This window comes from Flavobacterium chungangensis, from assembly GCF_042654045.1.
Classification (GTDB): Bacteria; Bacteroidota; Bacteroidia; order Flavobacteriales; family Flavobacteriaceae; genus Flavobacterium; species Flavobacterium chungangensis.
Genome location: NZ_JBHSFY010000005.1, coordinates 90,617 through 109,177, shown reverse-complemented (window position 1 = coordinate 109,177; position 18,561 = coordinate 90,617). Strand labels below are relative to the sequence as shown.

Sequence of the window (18,561 nt, the reverse complement as noted above, 5' to 3'; positions counted from 1 at the left end):
ATATAATTAACGCTGATAAAAAAAGCAATCCGTTTACTAAGTGATCGAAAAATTTTCAGTAATAATAAGTATATTATACTGAAATAATATACGGTTTTCCGTAATAAGCCTTTATTAAAACGTAAAGAAACTTATTTATTTAAATTTAAAGACACGTATTAATACCTGTTTTAATTTTAAGCTTTTTCTCTCGGCATCATTATTAAAAATTTAATCATGCTTAGCAAAGATTAATTGGTTAGAGTAAACATATAAACTTGGAGCCTTATATTATGAATTAGATGAATCTAAAATAAAATCGAGATCAACCAAAAACTACATCCCAACAGTTTATGTTGTTATAAAATTTATTTAAAAAGTAAAAAATATAAATCTATCACCTTTCAACAAAAGTTTTTTTTATTTAAATAAAATAGGCATTCAAACATTAGCAGTTGAAAATCATATCCAACCACTTCTTACTTACAAAAAAAGCTTTATTTTAATTGGATATATAGGTCTTTTTTCTCACCTTTACAAGAATTTTAAAAAACTAGATTTTTAAGAGTACCCTATTAGTGCCCTTCTATTTTTGACATAACATGACCCCAGTGTTTGCTGGTGCTTACAATACAGGTGGGGGAGCCTCTTTCTCCGCCAGATGAAGTTTCAGAAGAAACTAAAAAAGTAAAAGCCTTTGAACATAAATGTTTTAAGGCTTTTTTATTGTGTTTAATTTAAGAATATTATCAGACGACATAACTTGTTTTAAAAAAAACAAAAAACGGATGAGTCCAATGTACATCCGTTTTTATTTTAATCGCAAAGAAAACTGACTGCTCCGAGCAAGGCTGCAATTTCATTATCATTTGAAATGGAAACCTCAACTTTTAAATCCGATTCTCGAATTGTGCTATTAAATGAAGACAAGAACAAATCGCTTGCGTTGGCAATTTTTCCGCCAATAATAATATGATCTGCTGTAAAGTTAGCAATCCACGGAATTGCAACTGTCGCTAAATCCTCTCCCATTCTTTCAAATACCTGAATTGCTGATTGATCTCCGCCTTTAGCCAAATCGTACAATTCTAAACCATTATTAAGCGCAATGTCGCTTAGCAATTTATAATGGGATAAAAGTCCTCTGACAGAAACATAATCTTCTGCAATGCTGTCTTTATACGGCAGATTGTAAATTTCGCCATCAGCGGGAACAGAATCTCCTGAACTGATTGATGCTCCTTTATCTATAAAACAAGCTCCTAACCCAGTACCAAGCGTTACGGCCATTACTTTTTTAGAAAGATTTTCCTGATGTTTAAAAACTTCTCCTTTTCCAAAACAAACAGCATCATTTTCAAAAAGAACTGGAAAATCTGCAGGAAAACATAGAGTTTCCAGAAGCAATTCTCGAATGTTTAATCCGTAAAAATGTTCGTATTTCGACTGATCTTTAATCCAGCAAATTCCGTTTTTATAATCAAAAGGTCCAGGCATGCAAATTGCAATTCCTGTAATATCTTTAATCTTAGAATTTTCTATTGCGGTGCTGATTACTTTTTTCCAGATACTCATAACCTGATCTGCTGGCATATTTGAATCGAAAGATTCTTTACAAAGCGAAAAGTCAAGAACTTTCATTTCTGCTTTATCAATAACCGCAGCGGTAATATGCGTTCCTCCTATATCCAGCCCAATGGCATGTGATGTATTCATTTTTAATTATTTACCTTTAGTACTAGATATTTTTGTCTTTTAAAATTTGAGGATAATGAATACTGGTGTGTACAATCATTTCGCCAAATAATGTATTCGCCCAAGCAAACCATTTACGAGTAAATTTATTCACATCGTCTTTGTGGAACGATTCATGCATAAATCCTGTATCAGCATTTGTTTTAATTAAATTACTGATACAAGCCTTTATTTCTTTTTCGTCTACACTTGTAATCGCTCTCAAAACAATACTCATAGGCCAGATCGTATCAACTCCCGTGTGTGGACCGCCAATACCTTCGCCTGCTTTTCCTTTATAGAAAAACGGATTATTCTCAGACAGCACCACTTTTCTTGTATTAAGATATAAAGGATCATTTGGAGCAATTGCACCTAAATACGGCAATGACAATAAAGACGGTACATTGGCGTCGTCCATCATGTGGAAACTGCCGTATCCGTTTACTTCAAAAGCTATAATTTTTCCGAATTTCGGGTGATTGATAATTCCGTGTTCATTAAGTCCTTTTTGAACCTCATCTCTTAATTTTGTGGCTTTCGCAACCAAATCATTATCCTTTAAAGCTGGAAGAGAGAAAATTTCAATCAGATAACCTAATATCTCAATAGCAAACATATTGCTCGGAATCAGATAACCAAACAAAGTAGAATCGTCGCTTGGCCTGAAAGTCGAAACAATTAATCCGCAAGGTTTTACAGGATAGCCATAACCGCCTAACGGAACTCCATCTGTAGCCCAAGCCGTCTGACGCTGAAAACTATACGGTCCGCCTTTGCCATCCATTCGCTGCTGTTCTTTAAAAGTCTGCAGAATTAAAAGCATGGCTTCTTTCCATTTGGCATCAAATAAACTGATGTCTCCTGTTTCCTTCCAATATCCGTGTGCTAATCGAACCGGATAACACAAACTGTCAATTTCCCATTTTCTTTCATGGATTCCAGGTTGCATCTTGGTAAGGTCATTTTTCCATTCGCTTTCCTTCGTAAAATCTTTATAAAAAGCATTCGCATACGGATCTAACAGAATACATTTCGCTTGACGATTGATTACTCCTTTTACCAGTTCTGCCAGTTTTGGATCTTCTTTTACAAACGGAATATAAGGCCAAATCTGCGCCGTACTGTCTCTAAGCCACATGGCATCAATATCTCCTGTAATTACATACGTATCTGGTTTGCCATCAATAATTTCAAAATCGACTGTAGTATCTAATGTGTTAGGGAAACAGTTTTCGAATATCCATGCCAATTCAGGATTGCCAATTTGTTTTTTAATGCGTACGATAGCGGCTTCAATTGCTTTACTCGTAAATTTTCTTTCGGCAACAGGAGGCCTTTTAGAAGCAAAATCTTTTATTGGAAACTGAAAAGTATCTGAATTAAATCCGAAAGCTTCTGTTTGAAGTGCCAGTAATCCTGCCGAAAAAATGCCTGCATTTCTTATAAATTTTCTACGTGACTGCATATATTTTTATTTTGAAGTTGAATAAGAATATGGGAATGCTTCTTTGGTTGTGCCTCTTTTAAAATTAGGAGAACTTGCCATATCAAAATTTAATTCGCCTCCTTTTAATACATCAAAATGGTTGATGTAATTTTTAGTATGAAGAGCATTATTCCATTTTAATTCGTTTACATATTTATTGGTTTCTGAATTATTTGGTGCATTGATAATAAGCTGTTTTCCGTTTTCTAACTGTAAAGTTGTTTTCTCAAACAAAGGCGCTCCCAAAACATATTCTTCAGTTCCTGGACAAACTGGATAGAATCCCATGGCTGAGAAAATATACCATGCAGATGTCTGTCCGTTATCTTCATCTCCGCAATAACCGTCTGGAGTCGGTTTGTATAAACGGTTCATAACTTCTCTTGACCAGTATTGTGTTTTCCAAGGTTCTCCTGCGTAATTGTACAAGTAAATCATGTGCTGAATTGGCTGGTTTCCGTGAGCGTATTGTCCCATATTCATAATCTGCATTTCGCGGATTTCGTGAATAACAGCTCCATAATAACTATCATCAAAAATTGGAGGCATTGTAAATACAGCATCCAATTTTGCTGTGAAATTTTTCTCTCCTCCCATTAAATCAATCAAACCTTGAATGTCGTGAAAAACACTCCAGCTATAATGCCAGCTGTTTCCCTCGGTAAAAGCATCGCCCCACTTAAACGGATTAAAATTGGCGGGAAAACTGCCGTCTTTATTTCGTCCGCTCATTAATCCTACTGACGGATTGTAGAGCTTTTTGTAATTCAACATTCGTTTCTCATACAAACTGATTTCTTTTTTCGGACGATTTAATGCTTTTGCCAATTTCCAAATCGCAAAATCATCATAAGCATATTCTAGTGTTCGCGCTGCATTTTCGTTGATCTTTACATCATACGGAACATATCCTAAAGTATTGTAATATTGAACACCTTTTCTACCAACCGCTTCTAGCGGTCCTTCATTATTGGCGCCATGCAATAAAGCTTCATATAAAGTATTGATATCATAACCGCGTAATCCTTTCATATAAGCATCAGAAACTACAGAAGCCGAATTATTTCCGACCATTACATTTCTAAAACCTGGACTTGACCATTCTGGCAGGAATCCGCCTTCTTTATAATCATTTATTAATCCTTCCTGCATTTCTTTATTTATAGAAGGATAGACCAAATTTAGCAATGGATATAAGGCGCGGAAAGTATCCCAAAATCCAGTTCCTGCGTACATGTATCCTGGAAGAATTTTTCCGTTGTATGGACTGTAGTGCACAATTTTTCCATCTTTATCAATTTCATATTGTTTCTGAGGAAAACAGACTGTACGGTATAAACAAGAATAAAAAGTCTTTAACTGATCTGCATTATTATCTTCTACAGTAATTTTCCCTAGAACTTTATTCCATTCTGCTTTAGATTGCAAAACCGTTTCTTCGAAAATCGATGCGCCTAATTCGTTTTTCAGATTCAATTCGGCCTGCTCCTGACTTATAAAAGAAGACGCCACTCTAACATTTACTTTTTCTCCTTTTTTGGTTTGAAACCCAACAACTGCTCCTACATGATTTCCTTCTGCTTCCAATTTATCAGCAATCAAAACTTTATCAATCCAAGTTGAATTGGTTAAGAACTTTTTGTCAAAAACCAGCACAAAATAGTTCTTGAAATTCTGAGGAACTCCGCCGCTGTTGCGCGTTGTATAGCCGATTATTTTATTTTCTGAAGGAATTATTTTGATATAAGAACCTTTATCAAAAGCATCGATCACAATAGAAGATTTTTCGTTTTCTGGAAATGTAATCTGAAAATGCGCCGCTCTTTCTGTTGTGGTAATTTCGGTCGTAACATCATAATCAGCCAGATAAACGCTGTAATAATACGGTTTTGAAACCTCAGCTTTATGGCTGATCCAGCTCGCACGCTCGTCTTCGGCGAAAGCCAATTTACCAGTAACCGGCATAATCGAAAACTGACCGTAATCGTTCATCCAAGGTGACGGCTGATGTGTTTGTTTAAATCCTCTGATTTTTTCTGCGGTATAAGTGTATGCCCATCCGTCGCCCATTTTTCCGGTTTGTGGCGTCCAGAAATTCATTCCCCATGGTCTGCAGATTGCTGGATACGTATTTCCGTTAGAAAGATTGTGCAAAGACTGCGTTCCCATTAATGGATTTACATATTCTACTGGCTCTTTAACTTGTGCATTTATAGAAATGCAGCAGTGTATTAATCCAAAAAAAATTAAACTTTTTATTTTCATACTATGTGTTGTTATCCTAACAGGTTTTTTAAACCTGTTAGGTATTTTTATTCTTTATAAAATGCCAATCTCGTTTGCCTAAAGCTTTGTCAAAGTTTAAAACTTTGACAAAGCTGCCGTAAATCTAAACCTTAAATTATACCTAACAGGTTTTAAAAACCTTGTTAGGAAACTGCTCACTAAAAACTGAACACTGAACACTACTTACAACGGTCTATCTTCTTTCTTAACTCCAAATGTCATTGACGGTTTGCTTCCCATATATAATTTCAGCTCCCCTCCTTTTACAATCATATCTTGTGTGATGTATGATTTTGCGTATGGCTTTCCGTTATATTCTGCTTTTTGAATATAGATATTTGAAGCGCTATTATTAACCGCATTTATCGTAAATGAAATACCTTTTTTATGATGAATTACAGCTGTATTCACCAACGGGCTTCCCAGAACATAGATTCCATTTGCAGGATTTACTGAATAGAATCCCATAGAAGACAAAATGTACCAAGCCGACATTTGCCCCAAATCTTCATTACCGCATAACCCGTCTGGTTTTGTTGAGTAGAATTTATCATCGATTTCTCGAATTAATTTTGCTGTTTTCCAAGGTTGCCCTACATAGGCATATAAATACGGAATATGATGATTGGGTTCGTTTCCGTGAGCGTATTGCCCTATTAAACCGCTAATATCTGGCGAAACATCTTCTCCTTCTACTTTGTCAGTCAGCAGGAAAAGCGAATCCAGTTTTGTAATAAATTTCTCTTCGCTTCCAAACAAATCAATTAAACCGTAGGGATCTTGAGGAACCAGCCAAGTGTACTGCCACGCATTTCCCTCAACATAATCGTCTTTACGATGCGCTGAAGAAAGCGGATTAAATGGCGTTCTCCAATTTCCATTTGTTAATTTACCACGCATAAAAGTGGTTTCTTTATCAAAATACAATTTGTATAAATTGGCTCTTTTGGTGAAATAATTATAATCGTCTGTTTTGTTTAAAGATTTCGCCATCAAAGCAATACAGTAATCATCAATTGCATATTCTAAAGCATTTCCAACAGATTCTAATAGTTTATCAGCAGGAATATATTCTAGTCTCTGAACATAATCCATTCCGTCTCGCGTTTGCATGGCCGTTTTTTTAATGGCTTCGTACGCTAAATTGACATCATAATCACGGTATCCTTTTAAATAAGCATCAACGATAACGGCTATAGAATGATTTCCATTCATGGTATTGGTTTCGTTACCCATTAAATGCCAAACCGGCAATCTGCCCTGCTGCTGATAAATCGCTAAAAACGATTTTACAATATCATTGATTTTTTCTGGTTGCGTAATGGTGTATAATGGATGCAGTCCGCGGTACGTATCCCAAAGTGAAAAAGTAGTGTAATTGGTAAAATTGGCCTTTTCGTAGACTTTTTTATCTGTTCCAAGATAATCTCCGTTCGCATCATTAAAAATAGAAGGTGCAAACATGGTGTGATACAATGAAGTATAGAAAACTTTCATTGTTTTTTCGTCTGCTTTTATCTGAACTTTATTAAGCTCTTTGTTCCATTTTGAATCAGCCGATTTTACAACAGCTTCAAAATCCCAATTCGGAATTTCTGCTTTTATATTGGCTGATGCATTTTCTGTACTAACTGGAGAAATCCCAACTTTTACCAGAATCTGTTTGTTTTTTAAGGTTTTGAAATCTAAAACAGCTTTTATTTTTAAGCCTTCGCCTTGAGTTCCTTTAACCACCTCTGTACTATCATAAACCTTTATATTGGCAATTGGCTCAGAGAATTCCATTGCAAAATAAATGCGCTGATCTGCTGCCCAACCTGTCGAATAACGATAGCCTTCAATTTTGGTTTCGCTGATTTTTTTAATGAACGTTTTTACCGGTCTGTCCCAACCAATTCCGTCAGCTAGATCAATTAAAATGTGTGAATCGTCTGTGTTCTCAAAAGTATATTTATGAAAACCAACTCTTTCACTGGCCGTTAATTCGGCTTTGATTTTATATTTATCCAATAAAACGCTGTAATATCCTGGCTTTACCACTTCGTTTTTATGAGAGAAATACGAACCGTAACCGTTTACCATATCTTCTTTTGTTCCTTTGGTCAAACCGACTTTTCCGCTGACAGGAAGCACCAAAATATCATTTAAATCTCCGATTCCAGTTCCGCTTAGATGCGTGTGCGTGAAACCTAAAATGGTATTACTGGCATAGTTGTAGCCGCTGCACCAATCCCATCCTTCAAAAATATTTACAGGCCCCAACTGCAGCGCTCCAAAGGGAACATTTGCGCCTACAAATACGTGGCCATGCCCTGCCGAACCAATAAGCGGATCTACATATTGCGTATAATTTGTATCGGTTTGTTTTGTTTTTTTTTGCTGTGAAATTGTTGGATTGGCAAAAAGTAAACCTAAAGCCAAGAAACCGCTAAATAGTATTCTCATATATTTTTATTTTTGATTGCGCATTGTTTAAAATGATTGACGCAAATATTTTTTAAATTCTGTGTGTTAGACGCACTGCGGTGCGTCTCTACGGTCATTTATAGAACATTATGATAAAGAATGAAACCTAATTTTCATAAGCAGACGCACTGCGGTGCGTCTCTACAAAAAACCTTTGTACCTTAGAACCTTAGAATCTTAGTACCTTTTAAGAACCTCAAACAAAGAATAAATCTTAATCGCTGGTTTTGCTATTTTCCCTTCAAACGAAATTGTTTTTTCTTCTCCTTCTTTTAAATCAAAATAATTATCGCTCCACTTTCCATTATACCCTTTCATGGAAATGCAAACGTATTTTGCCATTTTCTGAGCTTTTATAATTACGCTATTCCCTTTTATCTTCCAGCTGATTTTTGGGTCTTCTAATGCCAAATCTTTTGGATGCGTAAAATCGGTTTCTGGTTTTATATCGTCTCTGTATGCTTCTTTTATGGCGTACCAAGCTGCTTTTGGCTGTCGGTTATTATAATCGGTAATACTCCAACTTGCGACAGGCCAGCAGTCGTTTAATTGCCAGACTAGAGTTCCCATATTATAAGGCGCTTTCGAACGATGAATCCCAACAATATTTTTGATTGCATAATAATGCAGACATTGGCTCAAATAGGCATAATCTTCCAAGTTCATCTTTTTAATTTTAGAGGCATCGATGAAATATTTACCTAAATAGGCATCTAATTTATCAAAACCTTTGCCTGCTTTTAAATGTACTTTTAGTATATCTGAATATAAGTGGCGGTCTTCTGGAGCAGTAAAACTTTCAACTGTAGAATAATTTGGTAAAGACAGCATTCCGTATTCGCTCACAAAACGTCCTGTTTTTTTCTGAACGGCTTCAATATCTTCCAATCCCCACCAAATTCCCCAATAGTGGCTGTCTCCTTCGGTAATGCTTTTTGCTTTCGACCAATGGTGTAAAGGCGAAGAACTTAGATACGGACGTTTATCATCCACTTCTTTTACCCATTTCGGAATACTATCATGAAATAAACGCGTATAATCTTTCCACAAACGAATTGAATCTTGTTTTGAAATTTTGAAACTTTTCATCCAGCCCCAATTTTTAAATGCTTCATCAGATTCGTTATTTCCACACCATAAAACGATACTTGGATGATGACGCAGTCTTTTTACCTGATACTGAACTTCTTTTTTTACATTGTCAAAAAAAGCATCGTCTCCAGGAACCATTGTACCAGCGAACATAAAATCCTGCCAGACATTTATGCCGTATTTATCACATAAAGCGTAGAAATAATCATCTTCATAAATTCCTCCGCCCCAAACGCGAAGCATATTCATATTGGCTTCTTTGGCAGATAAAACTATTTTTTCATATTCTTTTTTATCTACTCTAGAAAGAAAAGCATCTGATGGAATATAATTGGCTCCTTTCATGTAAACTGGTTTTCCATCAATTTTAAAATAGAAAGATCTGCCTAAACTATCTGGCTCTTGTATTAATTCAATCTTTCGATTTAAAACATAAGGTTTCTCGGGATTTTTTTCGTCATAAGATTCTAATCTTGGTGTTTTCCATATTCCGCAGGTTGTAAATTTTGGCCCCCAATCCCAACCAAAATGGTATTGTGCTTTACGCACATAGGCACGCGGATTGTCTGGAATTACAAATGGATAATCTTTTTTTGCCAGCGAGTCAACCACATTTTGTGCCGATTGAAATACAATTCTCAAATCATTATTTCCTGATTTCAAGACTTTTTTAACCTCAACACGCCATTGACGAAACATATTATCGGCTTTTAAAACCAACTGATTGTTTACATAAACAGATGCATAAGTATCTAACCCGTCAAAAACTAAATCTGTGTTTTTCTTTTTCAGCATATTTGCTGTAACCTGAAAAGTGGTTTTGTATTCCCAATTCCTGCGTTCTATCCATTGCAGTTTTTCTTCATTATCTCTGTAAAACGGATCTGGTATTAATTTACTGTTTAGCAAATCGGTGTGAATTTCTCCAGGAACAGTCGCTGGGTACCATTTTTGTGTTTTCTCTTCACGGTATTTCCAATTGTTTTTTAAATCAATTTGCTGTGCAAAAGCAATTGATGTAAAACCTACCCAAAATAGGTACATGAAACAGTGAAGTTTTTTTTGATAATTCATTTTATGGAATACTATATTAATACCTTCTAAAATTAGTAAAAAGGTACCTAATTTGGCAGTTTAGAGAAGGAAAGAAATGACCAAGTTTATTCCTTCTCTTTAGAATCTATTCTTTGTTAGTAACTCTAAAATACAACTAGAAATATCTTCTTTACCACTGCCTTATACTTTTGTTTTTTGATATGGATCGTTTTAAATTCAAATAATTGAATAAAATTTTAAGTATAGCTTTTTGAAATATTTAAAATGCAGAAAGTTAAACCCATCTTTTTCAGCAGAATCTCTCTTAGTTTGCTGCGAAAAAAAAGGTATTTGAATCTGTAAAGTAATTTTTCAAACTGCTTATTTTTTAAATCAATTCATTATATGATTTTAAAAATAAGCCGGGTATGCTCATTACCCGACTTATCTTAACTAACCAACCATTTTAAAAATTATTTATCCCACCAGATTCTTGTGGTCATTAAATCTAAACCTTGGCGTTGAATGGCTTCTTTATAATTAGCCTCATTTGTAATAAGTTCTGACTGATCATAAATTAATCTTCTCGGAATTGTTCCTTGAGTTTCACCAGTTGGATCATTAACAGGAACTAAAACTGGGTAACCTGTTCTTCTGTATTCTGAGAATGCTTCAAAACCGTTAAATAGCAAAACAATCCATTTTTGAGTAATAATCTGCTCGATTTTTTCTGCTTGTGTCCCTCCAGATTTAAACGGATAAGTGGCAATGTAAGTGTTATATTCTGCTAATGAAACGGCAGGTACCTTATCTCCAAAAATCGTTAAAATATTCATCGCAGCTCTTACTCCGTTTTCATAGTAAGTCTGAGCAGATCCGCCAACGTTCCATCCTTTTACTGCTGCTTCTGCCAATAAAAACTGAACCTCAGCATAAGACATAATTAATGTTGGAGCATCGTAACGCAGTACTGTAGAAGTATTTGGATCTGAGAAAAGCTTTTTGTCTCCTCCCGGAAATTCTTTTGCATCGTTTGCTAAACCTTGCTGACTTGCCGGATTATTATCTCCTGTTGCTTCTAATTTTGCATAAATTCTTAAACGAGGATCGTTTGTATTTTTCAATAAATCGATAAATGTTTTACTGAATTTGATATTCGCTTCACCCCCATTTAAATCATTTCTAACCCATGCAGAAGTAATCGGATTTGTTTTAACTCCTGGAGGCCCTGCATCATGCTGTAAAACCAAACTGTCTTCATTTGATGTAAACACACCTTTAGCATATGCTTTTTCTACAAATTCTTGTGCTTTTGCAGGATTTACTTTAGACAAACGCATTGCCACTCTTAACATTAAAGAATTTGCCAATTTCTTCCATCTTGCAACATCACTTTGGTAATACAAATCGGCACTTCCTACAAAAGGTTTTCCTGCATCTAGAGCTGTTCCAGCTTCATCCAATTCTTTTAAAAGATCATTGTAAATAGCTTCTTGTGTATCGTATTTTGGAGAATAAACACCTCCGTTGTAACCTTTTCCTGCTTCAAAATAAGGAACTTCACCATAAGTATCTGTCAGTTTTTGAAACAAAAATACTTTCATGATTTTACAAGCCTGAATCATATTTGAATTCTCTGGCGTATCCTCAACAACAGATAACAATTGAAAAATCTGATTTAATCCTTTTCCGTATGTTTCTCCAAAAAGTGCAGCTGAATATTCAGAAGAATAAGCATATTTTGAACCAGCTCCTGAAGGTGACGAAAATTGCTGTACAATCTGCGCCGCGTATATGTTGTTTCCTCTTGTATTAGAAAAATCTTGCCCATCTACATAAATCTCTGCAAGTGTAAACATTGATTTTACAGCTGGATCTGTTAAGGCGTTCGGATTCTTATTCATTTCTTCGAATCCTTTGTCGCATGAAGTTAATGTCAAAGCACCAACAATTGCGACACAAAATATTTTAATATATCTATTTTTCATCTTTTTTAGAATTAGAATTTGACATTAAGTGCAAAACCATAGTTTCTTGTCAAAGGCATAGAAGCTCTTTCCATACCTTGCGCATTACTGTTTGAGTAATTTGACTCCGGATCGATGTTTGGAACTTTGTCATAAATAGTCCATAAATTGTGCGCTGAAAATGCTAAACTAACAGACTGAAATGGCGTTCTTTTTAAATATTCTTTTGGAAAATTGTAAGCAAATGAAATTGCTCTAAGCTTAACAAAATCAGCATCGTAAACAAAATTTGAGGTTACATCACTGTAGCTTCTCCAGTAATCGTAAGCCGAAACTGTTGTGTTTACAGGATTTCCATTAACATCTGTTCCACTTACTGCCACACCACCTTCACGACCTGGAAGCGTAATTTCAGATAATCCGTAACGTGTTCCTAACTGATTTGTAGCCGAATAGATTTCTCCTCCAAATTTAGCATCAACAAAAACAGAAAGAGTGAAATTTTTATAAGAGAAATCATTTGAAAGCCCCATAGATGTTGGCGCAACACCTTGTCCTGCAATGATTAAATTTCCTCTTAAGAACCTTCCATTTGTATCAAGAACGATATTTCCCTGAGCATCTCTTAAATAATCGTATGCTTTAATAACTCCAAAAGGTTGCCCTTTTTCTAAAACTACATTAGCTCTTCCGTCTCTGTTTCCTTCTAATGTTTTTGTTGTGATTTTATCAGAAAGATTTAAAACTTCACTATCGTTGTAAGCAAAATTATAACCTACGTTCCAAGAGAAATTTTCTGTCTTAACTGCTTTTACATTAATAGCAAACTCCACCCCTTTGTTTAAGATTTCTCCAACATTGATTTTTGTTGTTCTGTATCCTGAAGCTTGAGAAACATCGGCATCTGTAATATCATTTGTTGTTTTTTTGCTATAGAAAGTCAAATCTGTACTCACTCTATTGTTGAAAAATGTATTCTCAAAACCAAACTCAATTGTACTTACGTTATAAGGTTTTAAAGTTCTATTTGGAATTGTTTCTCCATTTACTCCCAAAATTGGCTGTCCTAAAGAATCTGTTTGTCCATCTGGTGCTGTATAAGTTAAAGCTAAAGCATACGCTTCTGGCAATGCTCCTCCAACGTTACCCCAACCCGCTCTAATTTTACCATAAGAAATCCATTCGGGAAGACCGATAACTTCTGAGTAAATAAAACTTGAACTTACAGAAGGGTAAAAAGTGCTATTATTTGACGGATCTAAAGTCGAAAACCAATCTTCACGGCCTGTTAAACTAAGAAACAAATAATCTTTGTATCCCAAATCTGCTGAATAGAAAAGAGAGTTTACTTCACTTTCAGAGAATAATTTTTCAGTTTTATCTGGCTGCGTATTTGCATAGAAATATTTGAATGGAACAATAAAGTTATTCCCTTTCATCTTAATACCGCTGTATCTGTTATGCTGACGGTTTGCACCAATAAAAGCATCCAATGAAAGGTCTTTAGCAATATCTCCTTTGTAGCCTAAAAAACCAGAAGCATTTACTTCAGAACGAGTTTCAATTCTGTTTTCGATAGATCCACCTGGGCTATAATTTATTCCAGTAGGCTCAACTTCAGTATATTCATAATTAATATCATCAATACCAATAACAGCTTTAGCATAAATTTTATCTGTAATGTTATAATTTACTTTTGCAGATCCGATAAAACGTTTTCTAAGATCGTCGTTTAAAGGAGATTTGGTAGCAAAATAAGGATTTGTATGATATACGTTTGCTCCCAAAAAGTCTTCTTCTCCACCGTTTGCGTCATAAGGATTGCTTAACCATCTAATATCTGTTCCCGGAGTCATGAAAGTAGTTGGGAAAGATGGATTTCTTGGTGAATCATTTAAATATGGACGGTTATGGCTTTTCTCAGAAATATACTGAGCATTACTTTCTATACTGATTTTTTTATTTGGAGCAGAATTTAAACTCAAAGCCACGTTGTTTCTACCAAAAGTAGTTTCTGGCAAAATAGATTCGTCTTTTGTATTTCCAAAAGATAATCTAAAGTTTGTTGATTCATTTCCGCCAGAGATCGCTAAAGTATTGCTGAAAGAATATCCAGTTCTGTAGAAATTCTCCACATTATCTTTTCCATAAGCTTGATAAGGTCTCGTTTTACCATCAAGTGACAATGAAGGTGTTCCGTCATATTTATCTCCCCATGCAAAATAGTACGAATCTCTAAGTTCCTGTAAATTGTTAAACCTAGTTGGCACACCACTCGCATTTGGGGCACCTGCACCATATTGATCTTGCCATTTTAAAAGACTTGCAGGTGTATTAAAAGAAGAATTGGTGCTAAAATCTACTCCTATTCCCGTTCCGTTTTTACCTTTTTTAGTTGTAATTAAGATAACACCATTTGATCCTCTGTACCCGTAAAGAGCAGAAGCGGCACTACCTTTAAGCACAGACAGCGAAGCAATATCATCTGGATTGAAAGAAGACATACCATCTCCTTTATCAGCTCCACCCCACATTCCTGCATTTCCTTGCTGTGTATTGTCAATCGGGATTCCGTCTACCACATACAACGGCTGGTTCAATCCTGAGGCAGAAGTTGCACCACGAATAACCACTCGGCTTGAACCTGATGGCCCTGTAACTGGAGCCGAAACGTTTACACCGGCAATTTTACCTTGCAAAGCATTTCCTAAATTGATTTCTTTATTTTTTGTCAGATCATCGCCTTTTAGTTCTCCTACAGCGTAACCTAAACTTTTCTTCTGTTTTTTAACTCCAAATGAAGTTACCACAACATCCTTTAATTCCTGAGTATTCTCGGCAAGTGTAACAGCAACTCTAGTTTCTTTTTCTTGTAATACAACTTGTTTTGACTGAAACCCTATAGAAGAAATATTAAGGGTAATTTTACCTTCTGGAACATTCATTTTAAATCGCCCTTCAGCATCTGTAACAGCGCTAAATGGTTTTCCTTGAACTTCGATTGATGCAGCCACAACTCCCTTGTTTTCTGCATCTGTAACTATGCCGGTTATTAATCGATTTTGCGCGGCAGCACTTAAACTGCTAAGCAATATCACTCCTAACACTGCTAATATTCGTCTCATAAGCTTTTTTGTTTGGTTATTGGTTTTGATTTCGTTTGTGTTTTGTTGTTACGTGTTTGTTTTAAATAATTAATAAAAATTGGTACTCTACTTTCAATTATAGCAACAAGAAGCCTTTGCAAGTCTTGCTGTTTTTGGTTTTTACTAAATCGTTTTAGTGAAATGGTTAAAAAATTTTTAAACTGATTCTCTTATTATTAAAGAGCCTTTTTTGAGAATTTTTTCAATTTTATAGTCTTCAAAGTTGGTCATCTGGCTCATTAGCAATTGTATCGACTTGACCGCTATATCTTCTATGGGCTGAGCAATTACAGATATGGTGGGCGTATGCAGTTTGAAACTGTCGTGATCATCAAAACTAATCACCGAAATATCTTCTGGAATTTTATATTTTAAATATCTAAAAGCTTGTAATCCCGCAAGTCCGAGGTAATTTGCTAAAAAAAGAACGGCATCTATATCCTTATTTTTTTCAAAGAAATTTATAATGGCTTCTACTCTGCTTTGCTCGCTTGCATGATAATCTAAATGAAGCGTATAATTTTCGTTATAGATTCCTTCTTCTTTTAACGCTTCCACATATCCTTTTTCTCGCAATTTCATCTGAATCATTCCAGACTCATTATTTACAACCGCAATATTCTTTCTTCCTTTATCAATCAAAAATTTAGTAGCCGAGTAAGCTCCCTCGTGATTGTCCATTACCACGTGACTTACTTTTTGATTGGCAAAATATCTGTCGATTAACACAACCGGTTTTTGCAATTTTAAAAGTTGGCTGATTGTTTTTTCGAGATTTCGAGTCGGTGTTATAATGAAGCCTTCAACATTCGCCTGTAAAAGACTCTGCACCAATTCTTCAGAACGATTGTTATCGTCTCCTGTGCTGCAATAAAAAACTCTATAGTTGATATTTTTTGCTTCATCTTCGATCACTCTTGCCAAATCAGCAAAGAACTGATTGGATATATCTTCTACAATAAGTCCGATTGATCTTGTTTTTCCTGTTCGCAGACTGCTCGCAATCATGCTTGGTTTGTACTGCAGTTTTTGTGCTACATCCTGAACTTTTTTAATCACCGACGGACTAATAGCCATTTTTTCGCCTTTTCCATTGATAACAAAAGACACAGTAGAAATAGAAACTTCTGCCTGTTTAGCAATATCTCTAATTGTAATCTTTTTCATCTAGTAAAAAATTTATTGTTGAATATTTTAGTACATCACAAATATATGTAAGCAAAACTTACAAAAACGTTTTAGTAAAATTTTTTTTCAATAAATCTCTTTTTTAACAACAAAATAAAGCGAAATATTCAGCAAATAAAGCATTTTGATTAGTTATTGTCATTTTGACTTTTAATATTGATTTTGTAATTTTTATAAAGATTAAATTCCGTTTTGAGGTATTTATTAATCATTTTTCAGTGTTATTTTTCAAAAAAAAAATTGAAAAAAATCTAAAATTCTGTAAAAAGACTTTTTGAGAAAAAACAAGAACAAAACCTCAGCCAACTAAAACCAAGATGTCCTACGTAAGAAAAAAATCACTATTTTTAACTAACTTCATTTTTGCATTATGACCGATAAATCACAACTCTTAAGTTCCATCTTCAGGCATCTTGACGGCTTGGTTACTGCTCCTGTAGCGGTCGCACTTAAAAATAAGTCTGTATTAGAATTTATATTAGATAAAAAACAGACCTCGATAGCTGAACTTACTGCTGTTTTTAATGCCAACGAAGGATATCTGAATGTGGGTTTGCGAGTTTTGGCTTCTCAAGGATTTTTAGAATATGAAATTGATAATAAAACGCAAGTGATTAAAATTTCTGTAAATGAGAAAACCGAAACTGCTTTTTCGCTGTTTTATCTCTACGAAGACGTTGTCGAATTGCTTCAATTATCTATACATTTTCATCCCCGTTTGTTTGAAGATACGCCGTTTGAAAAGCTCAATACTATTTTTGAAAAATATAAAAAAAGATACGGAATTGAGTCTTCCATTGACCCTCTAACCAAGAGCATTCAAGAACAGATTTTAAAACATATTGAAGGTTACCTCATCGGACCAACTATTGTTCGATTGGCGATGAACGGAATGTTTCACAAGTATTTTATGGAAACTTCTTTTAGACCTGAAGAGTTTCATAAATCACCCGAAAATTTTAAAAAGATATTAGACTTTTTTGTGCATTTGGGCTGGTTTCTGGAGAAAAAAGGAAATTATCAATTTACCGAAGCCGGTTTGTTTTTTGCTAAAAGAGCCAGCGCCTATGGCGTTACGGTTTCTTATCTTCCGACATTTGCCAAAATTGAAGAATTGATTTTTGGCAATCCAGATGCTTTAAGAACTGCAGAAGGCAAAAACGAAATTCATGTCGATCGCGAAATGAATGTTTGGGGAAGCGGAGGCGCGCATGATACTTATTTTAAAGTGGTTGATGAAATTCTTATTAAACTTTTTAATCTTCCGATCGAAGAACAGCCTAAAGGAATTCTAGATATGGGATGCGGAAATGGCGCTTTTCTACAGCATATTTTTGAAGTAATCGATAGACAAACTTTACGCGGAAAAATGCTCGATGAATATCCGTTATTTTTAGTCGGTGCCGATTACAATCAGACCGCTTTGAAAGTAACAAGAGCCAATCTTATCAATGCAGACATTTGGGCCAAAGTAATTTGGGGCGATATCGGACGTCCTGATTTACTGGCAGATGATTTGAAAGAAAACTATAATATTGATTTGAAAGATCTTCTAAATGTGAGGACTTTTCTCGATCATAATAGAATTTGGCAAGATCCGAAGCATAGTAACGAAAATAGAGTCAGTACTTCAACAGGAGCATTTGCTTACAGAGGAAAAAGAATTAGCAATAATCTGGTTGAAGATAATCTTTTGGAACATTTGCAAAAATGGTCTCCTTATGTACGTAAATTTGGTCTGCTACTCATTGAACTTCATACTATAAACCCGAAACTTACTGCCAATAATTTAGGTCGAACTCCAGCAACAGCTTATGACGCCACTCATGGTTTTTCGGATCAATATATTGTTGAAATTGACGTTTTTAATGCAATTGCCGCAGAAGCCGGATTATTTCCAGATCAATCTATTTTTAAGAGATTTCCTGATGCCGATACAGCAACGGTTAGCATTAATTTGTTGAAAGGAAAATAAATAAAATGTGAAATGTAGAATGTGAAATGCAGAATGTGAAATGTGGAAAGTAGATAAACTATATTTTTTACCCCGCTGGGATTTTTGCAGAAACATTTTCAAGCTCTGGAAGAGCGAAATATTTATAGATAAAATTCAAGACACCGATCAAAAAGCTTCAGCAGAGCGATATATTTTAGATAAAACCAAAAAGGAGCTCCCTTT

9 protein-coding genes are annotated in these 18,561 nt (G+C 35.0%); 1 reads left to right on the top strand and 8 read right to left on the bottom strand.

All coding sequences use genetic code 11. The annotated features are described in order from the left end of the window. Positions 1–795 precede the first annotated feature (795 nt). From ACFO3N_RS09575 to ACFO3N_RS09540, 8 genes are all read right to left on the bottom strand, one after another. A complete protein-coding gene (locus ACFO3N_RS09575) occupies positions 796–1,695 on the bottom strand; it encodes an ROK family protein (protein WP_379797223.1) in 900 nt (299 codons plus the stop codon). Between the two features lie 22 nt (positions 1,696–1,717). Further along, entirely contained in the window at positions 1,718–3,181 is a 1,464-nt protein-coding gene (locus tag ACFO3N_RS09570) for a glycoside hydrolase family 125 protein (protein WP_379797221.1), read from the bottom strand. Positions 3,182–3,187: 6 nt separating this feature from the next. Beyond that, positions 3,188–5,467 (bottom strand): GH92 family glycosyl hydrolase, encoded by a 2,280-nt coding sequence (locus tag ACFO3N_RS09565; protein WP_379797219.1) that lies wholly within the window; start codon positions 5,465–5,467, stop codon positions 3,188–3,190. Positions 5,468–5,671: 204 nt separating this feature from the next. Further along, positions 5,672–7,933 (bottom strand): GH92 family glycosyl hydrolase, encoded by a 2,262-nt coding sequence (locus ACFO3N_RS09560; RefSeq protein WP_379797217.1) that lies wholly within the window; start codon positions 7,931–7,933, stop codon positions 5,672–5,674. A gap of 198 nt (positions 7,934–8,131) precedes the next feature. Then, positions 8,132–10,090, bottom strand: a complete 1,959-nt coding sequence (locus ACFO3N_RS09555) for a beta-mannosidase (RefSeq protein WP_379797215.1) — start codon at positions 10,088–10,090, stop codon at positions 8,132–8,134. Between the two features lie 464 nt (positions 10,091–10,554). After that, positions 10,555–12,069 (bottom strand): SusD/RagB family nutrient-binding outer membrane lipoprotein, encoded by a 1,515-nt coding sequence (locus ACFO3N_RS09550; RefSeq protein ID WP_379797213.1) that lies wholly within the window; start codon positions 12,067–12,069, stop codon positions 10,555–10,557. Positions 12,070–12,080: 11 nt separating this feature from the next. Beyond that, positions 12,081–15,173, bottom strand: coding sequence for a SusC/RagA family TonB-linked outer membrane protein (locus tag ACFO3N_RS09545; protein WP_379797211.1), 3,093 nt, complete (start codon positions 15,171–15,173; stop codon positions 12,081–12,083). A gap of 177 nt (positions 15,174–15,350) precedes the next feature. Next, entirely contained in the window at positions 15,351–16,361 is a 1,011-nt protein-coding gene (locus ACFO3N_RS09540) for a LacI family DNA-binding transcriptional regulator (RefSeq protein WP_379797209.1), read from the bottom strand. Between the two features lie 391 nt (positions 16,362–16,752). Between ACFO3N_RS09540 and ACFO3N_RS09535 the strand changes: the two genes are divergently transcribed. Beyond that, positions 16,753–18,357 carry a class I SAM-dependent methyltransferase gene (locus ACFO3N_RS09535; RefSeq protein WP_379797207.1) on the top strand — a complete coding sequence of 535 codons (1,605 nt, stop codon included), beginning with the start codon at positions 16,753–16,755 and terminating at the stop codon, positions 18,355–18,357. The last annotated feature ends 204 nt before the right edge of the window (positions 18,358–18,561 follow it).

Coding starts and splice junctions, on each gene's coding strand:
- ACFO3N_RS09540 (WP_379797209.1), bottom strand. CDS start 16,361: ATGAAAAAGATTACAATTAGAGATATTGCTAAACAGGCAGAAGTTTCT.
- ACFO3N_RS09570 (WP_379797221.1), bottom strand. CDS start 3,181: ATGCAGTCACGTAGAAAATTTATAAGAAATGCAGGCATTTTTTCGGCA.
- ACFO3N_RS09535 (WP_379797207.1), top strand. CDS start 16,753: ATGACCGATAAATCACAACTCTTAAGTTCCATCTTCAGGCATCTTGAC.
- ACFO3N_RS09550 (WP_379797213.1), bottom strand. CDS start 12,069: ATGAAAAATAGATATATTAAAATATTTTGTGTCGCAATTGTTGGTGCT.
- ACFO3N_RS09560 (WP_379797217.1), bottom strand. CDS start 7,933: ATGAGAATACTATTTAGCGGTTTCTTGGCTTTAGGTTTACTTTTTGCC.
- ACFO3N_RS09575 (WP_379797223.1), bottom strand. CDS start 1,695: ATGAATACATCACATGCCATTGGGCTGGATATAGGAGGAACGCATATT.
- ACFO3N_RS09555 (WP_379797215.1), bottom strand. CDS start 10,090: ATGTACCTATTTTGGGTAGGTTTTACATCAATTGCTTTTGCACAGCAA.
- ACFO3N_RS09565 (WP_379797219.1), bottom strand. CDS start 5,467: ATGAAAATAAAAAGTTTAATTTTTTTTGGATTAATACACTGCTGCATT.
- ACFO3N_RS09545 (WP_379797211.1), bottom strand. CDS start 15,173: ATGAGACGAATATTAGCAGTGTTAGGAGTGATATTGCTTAGCAGTTTA.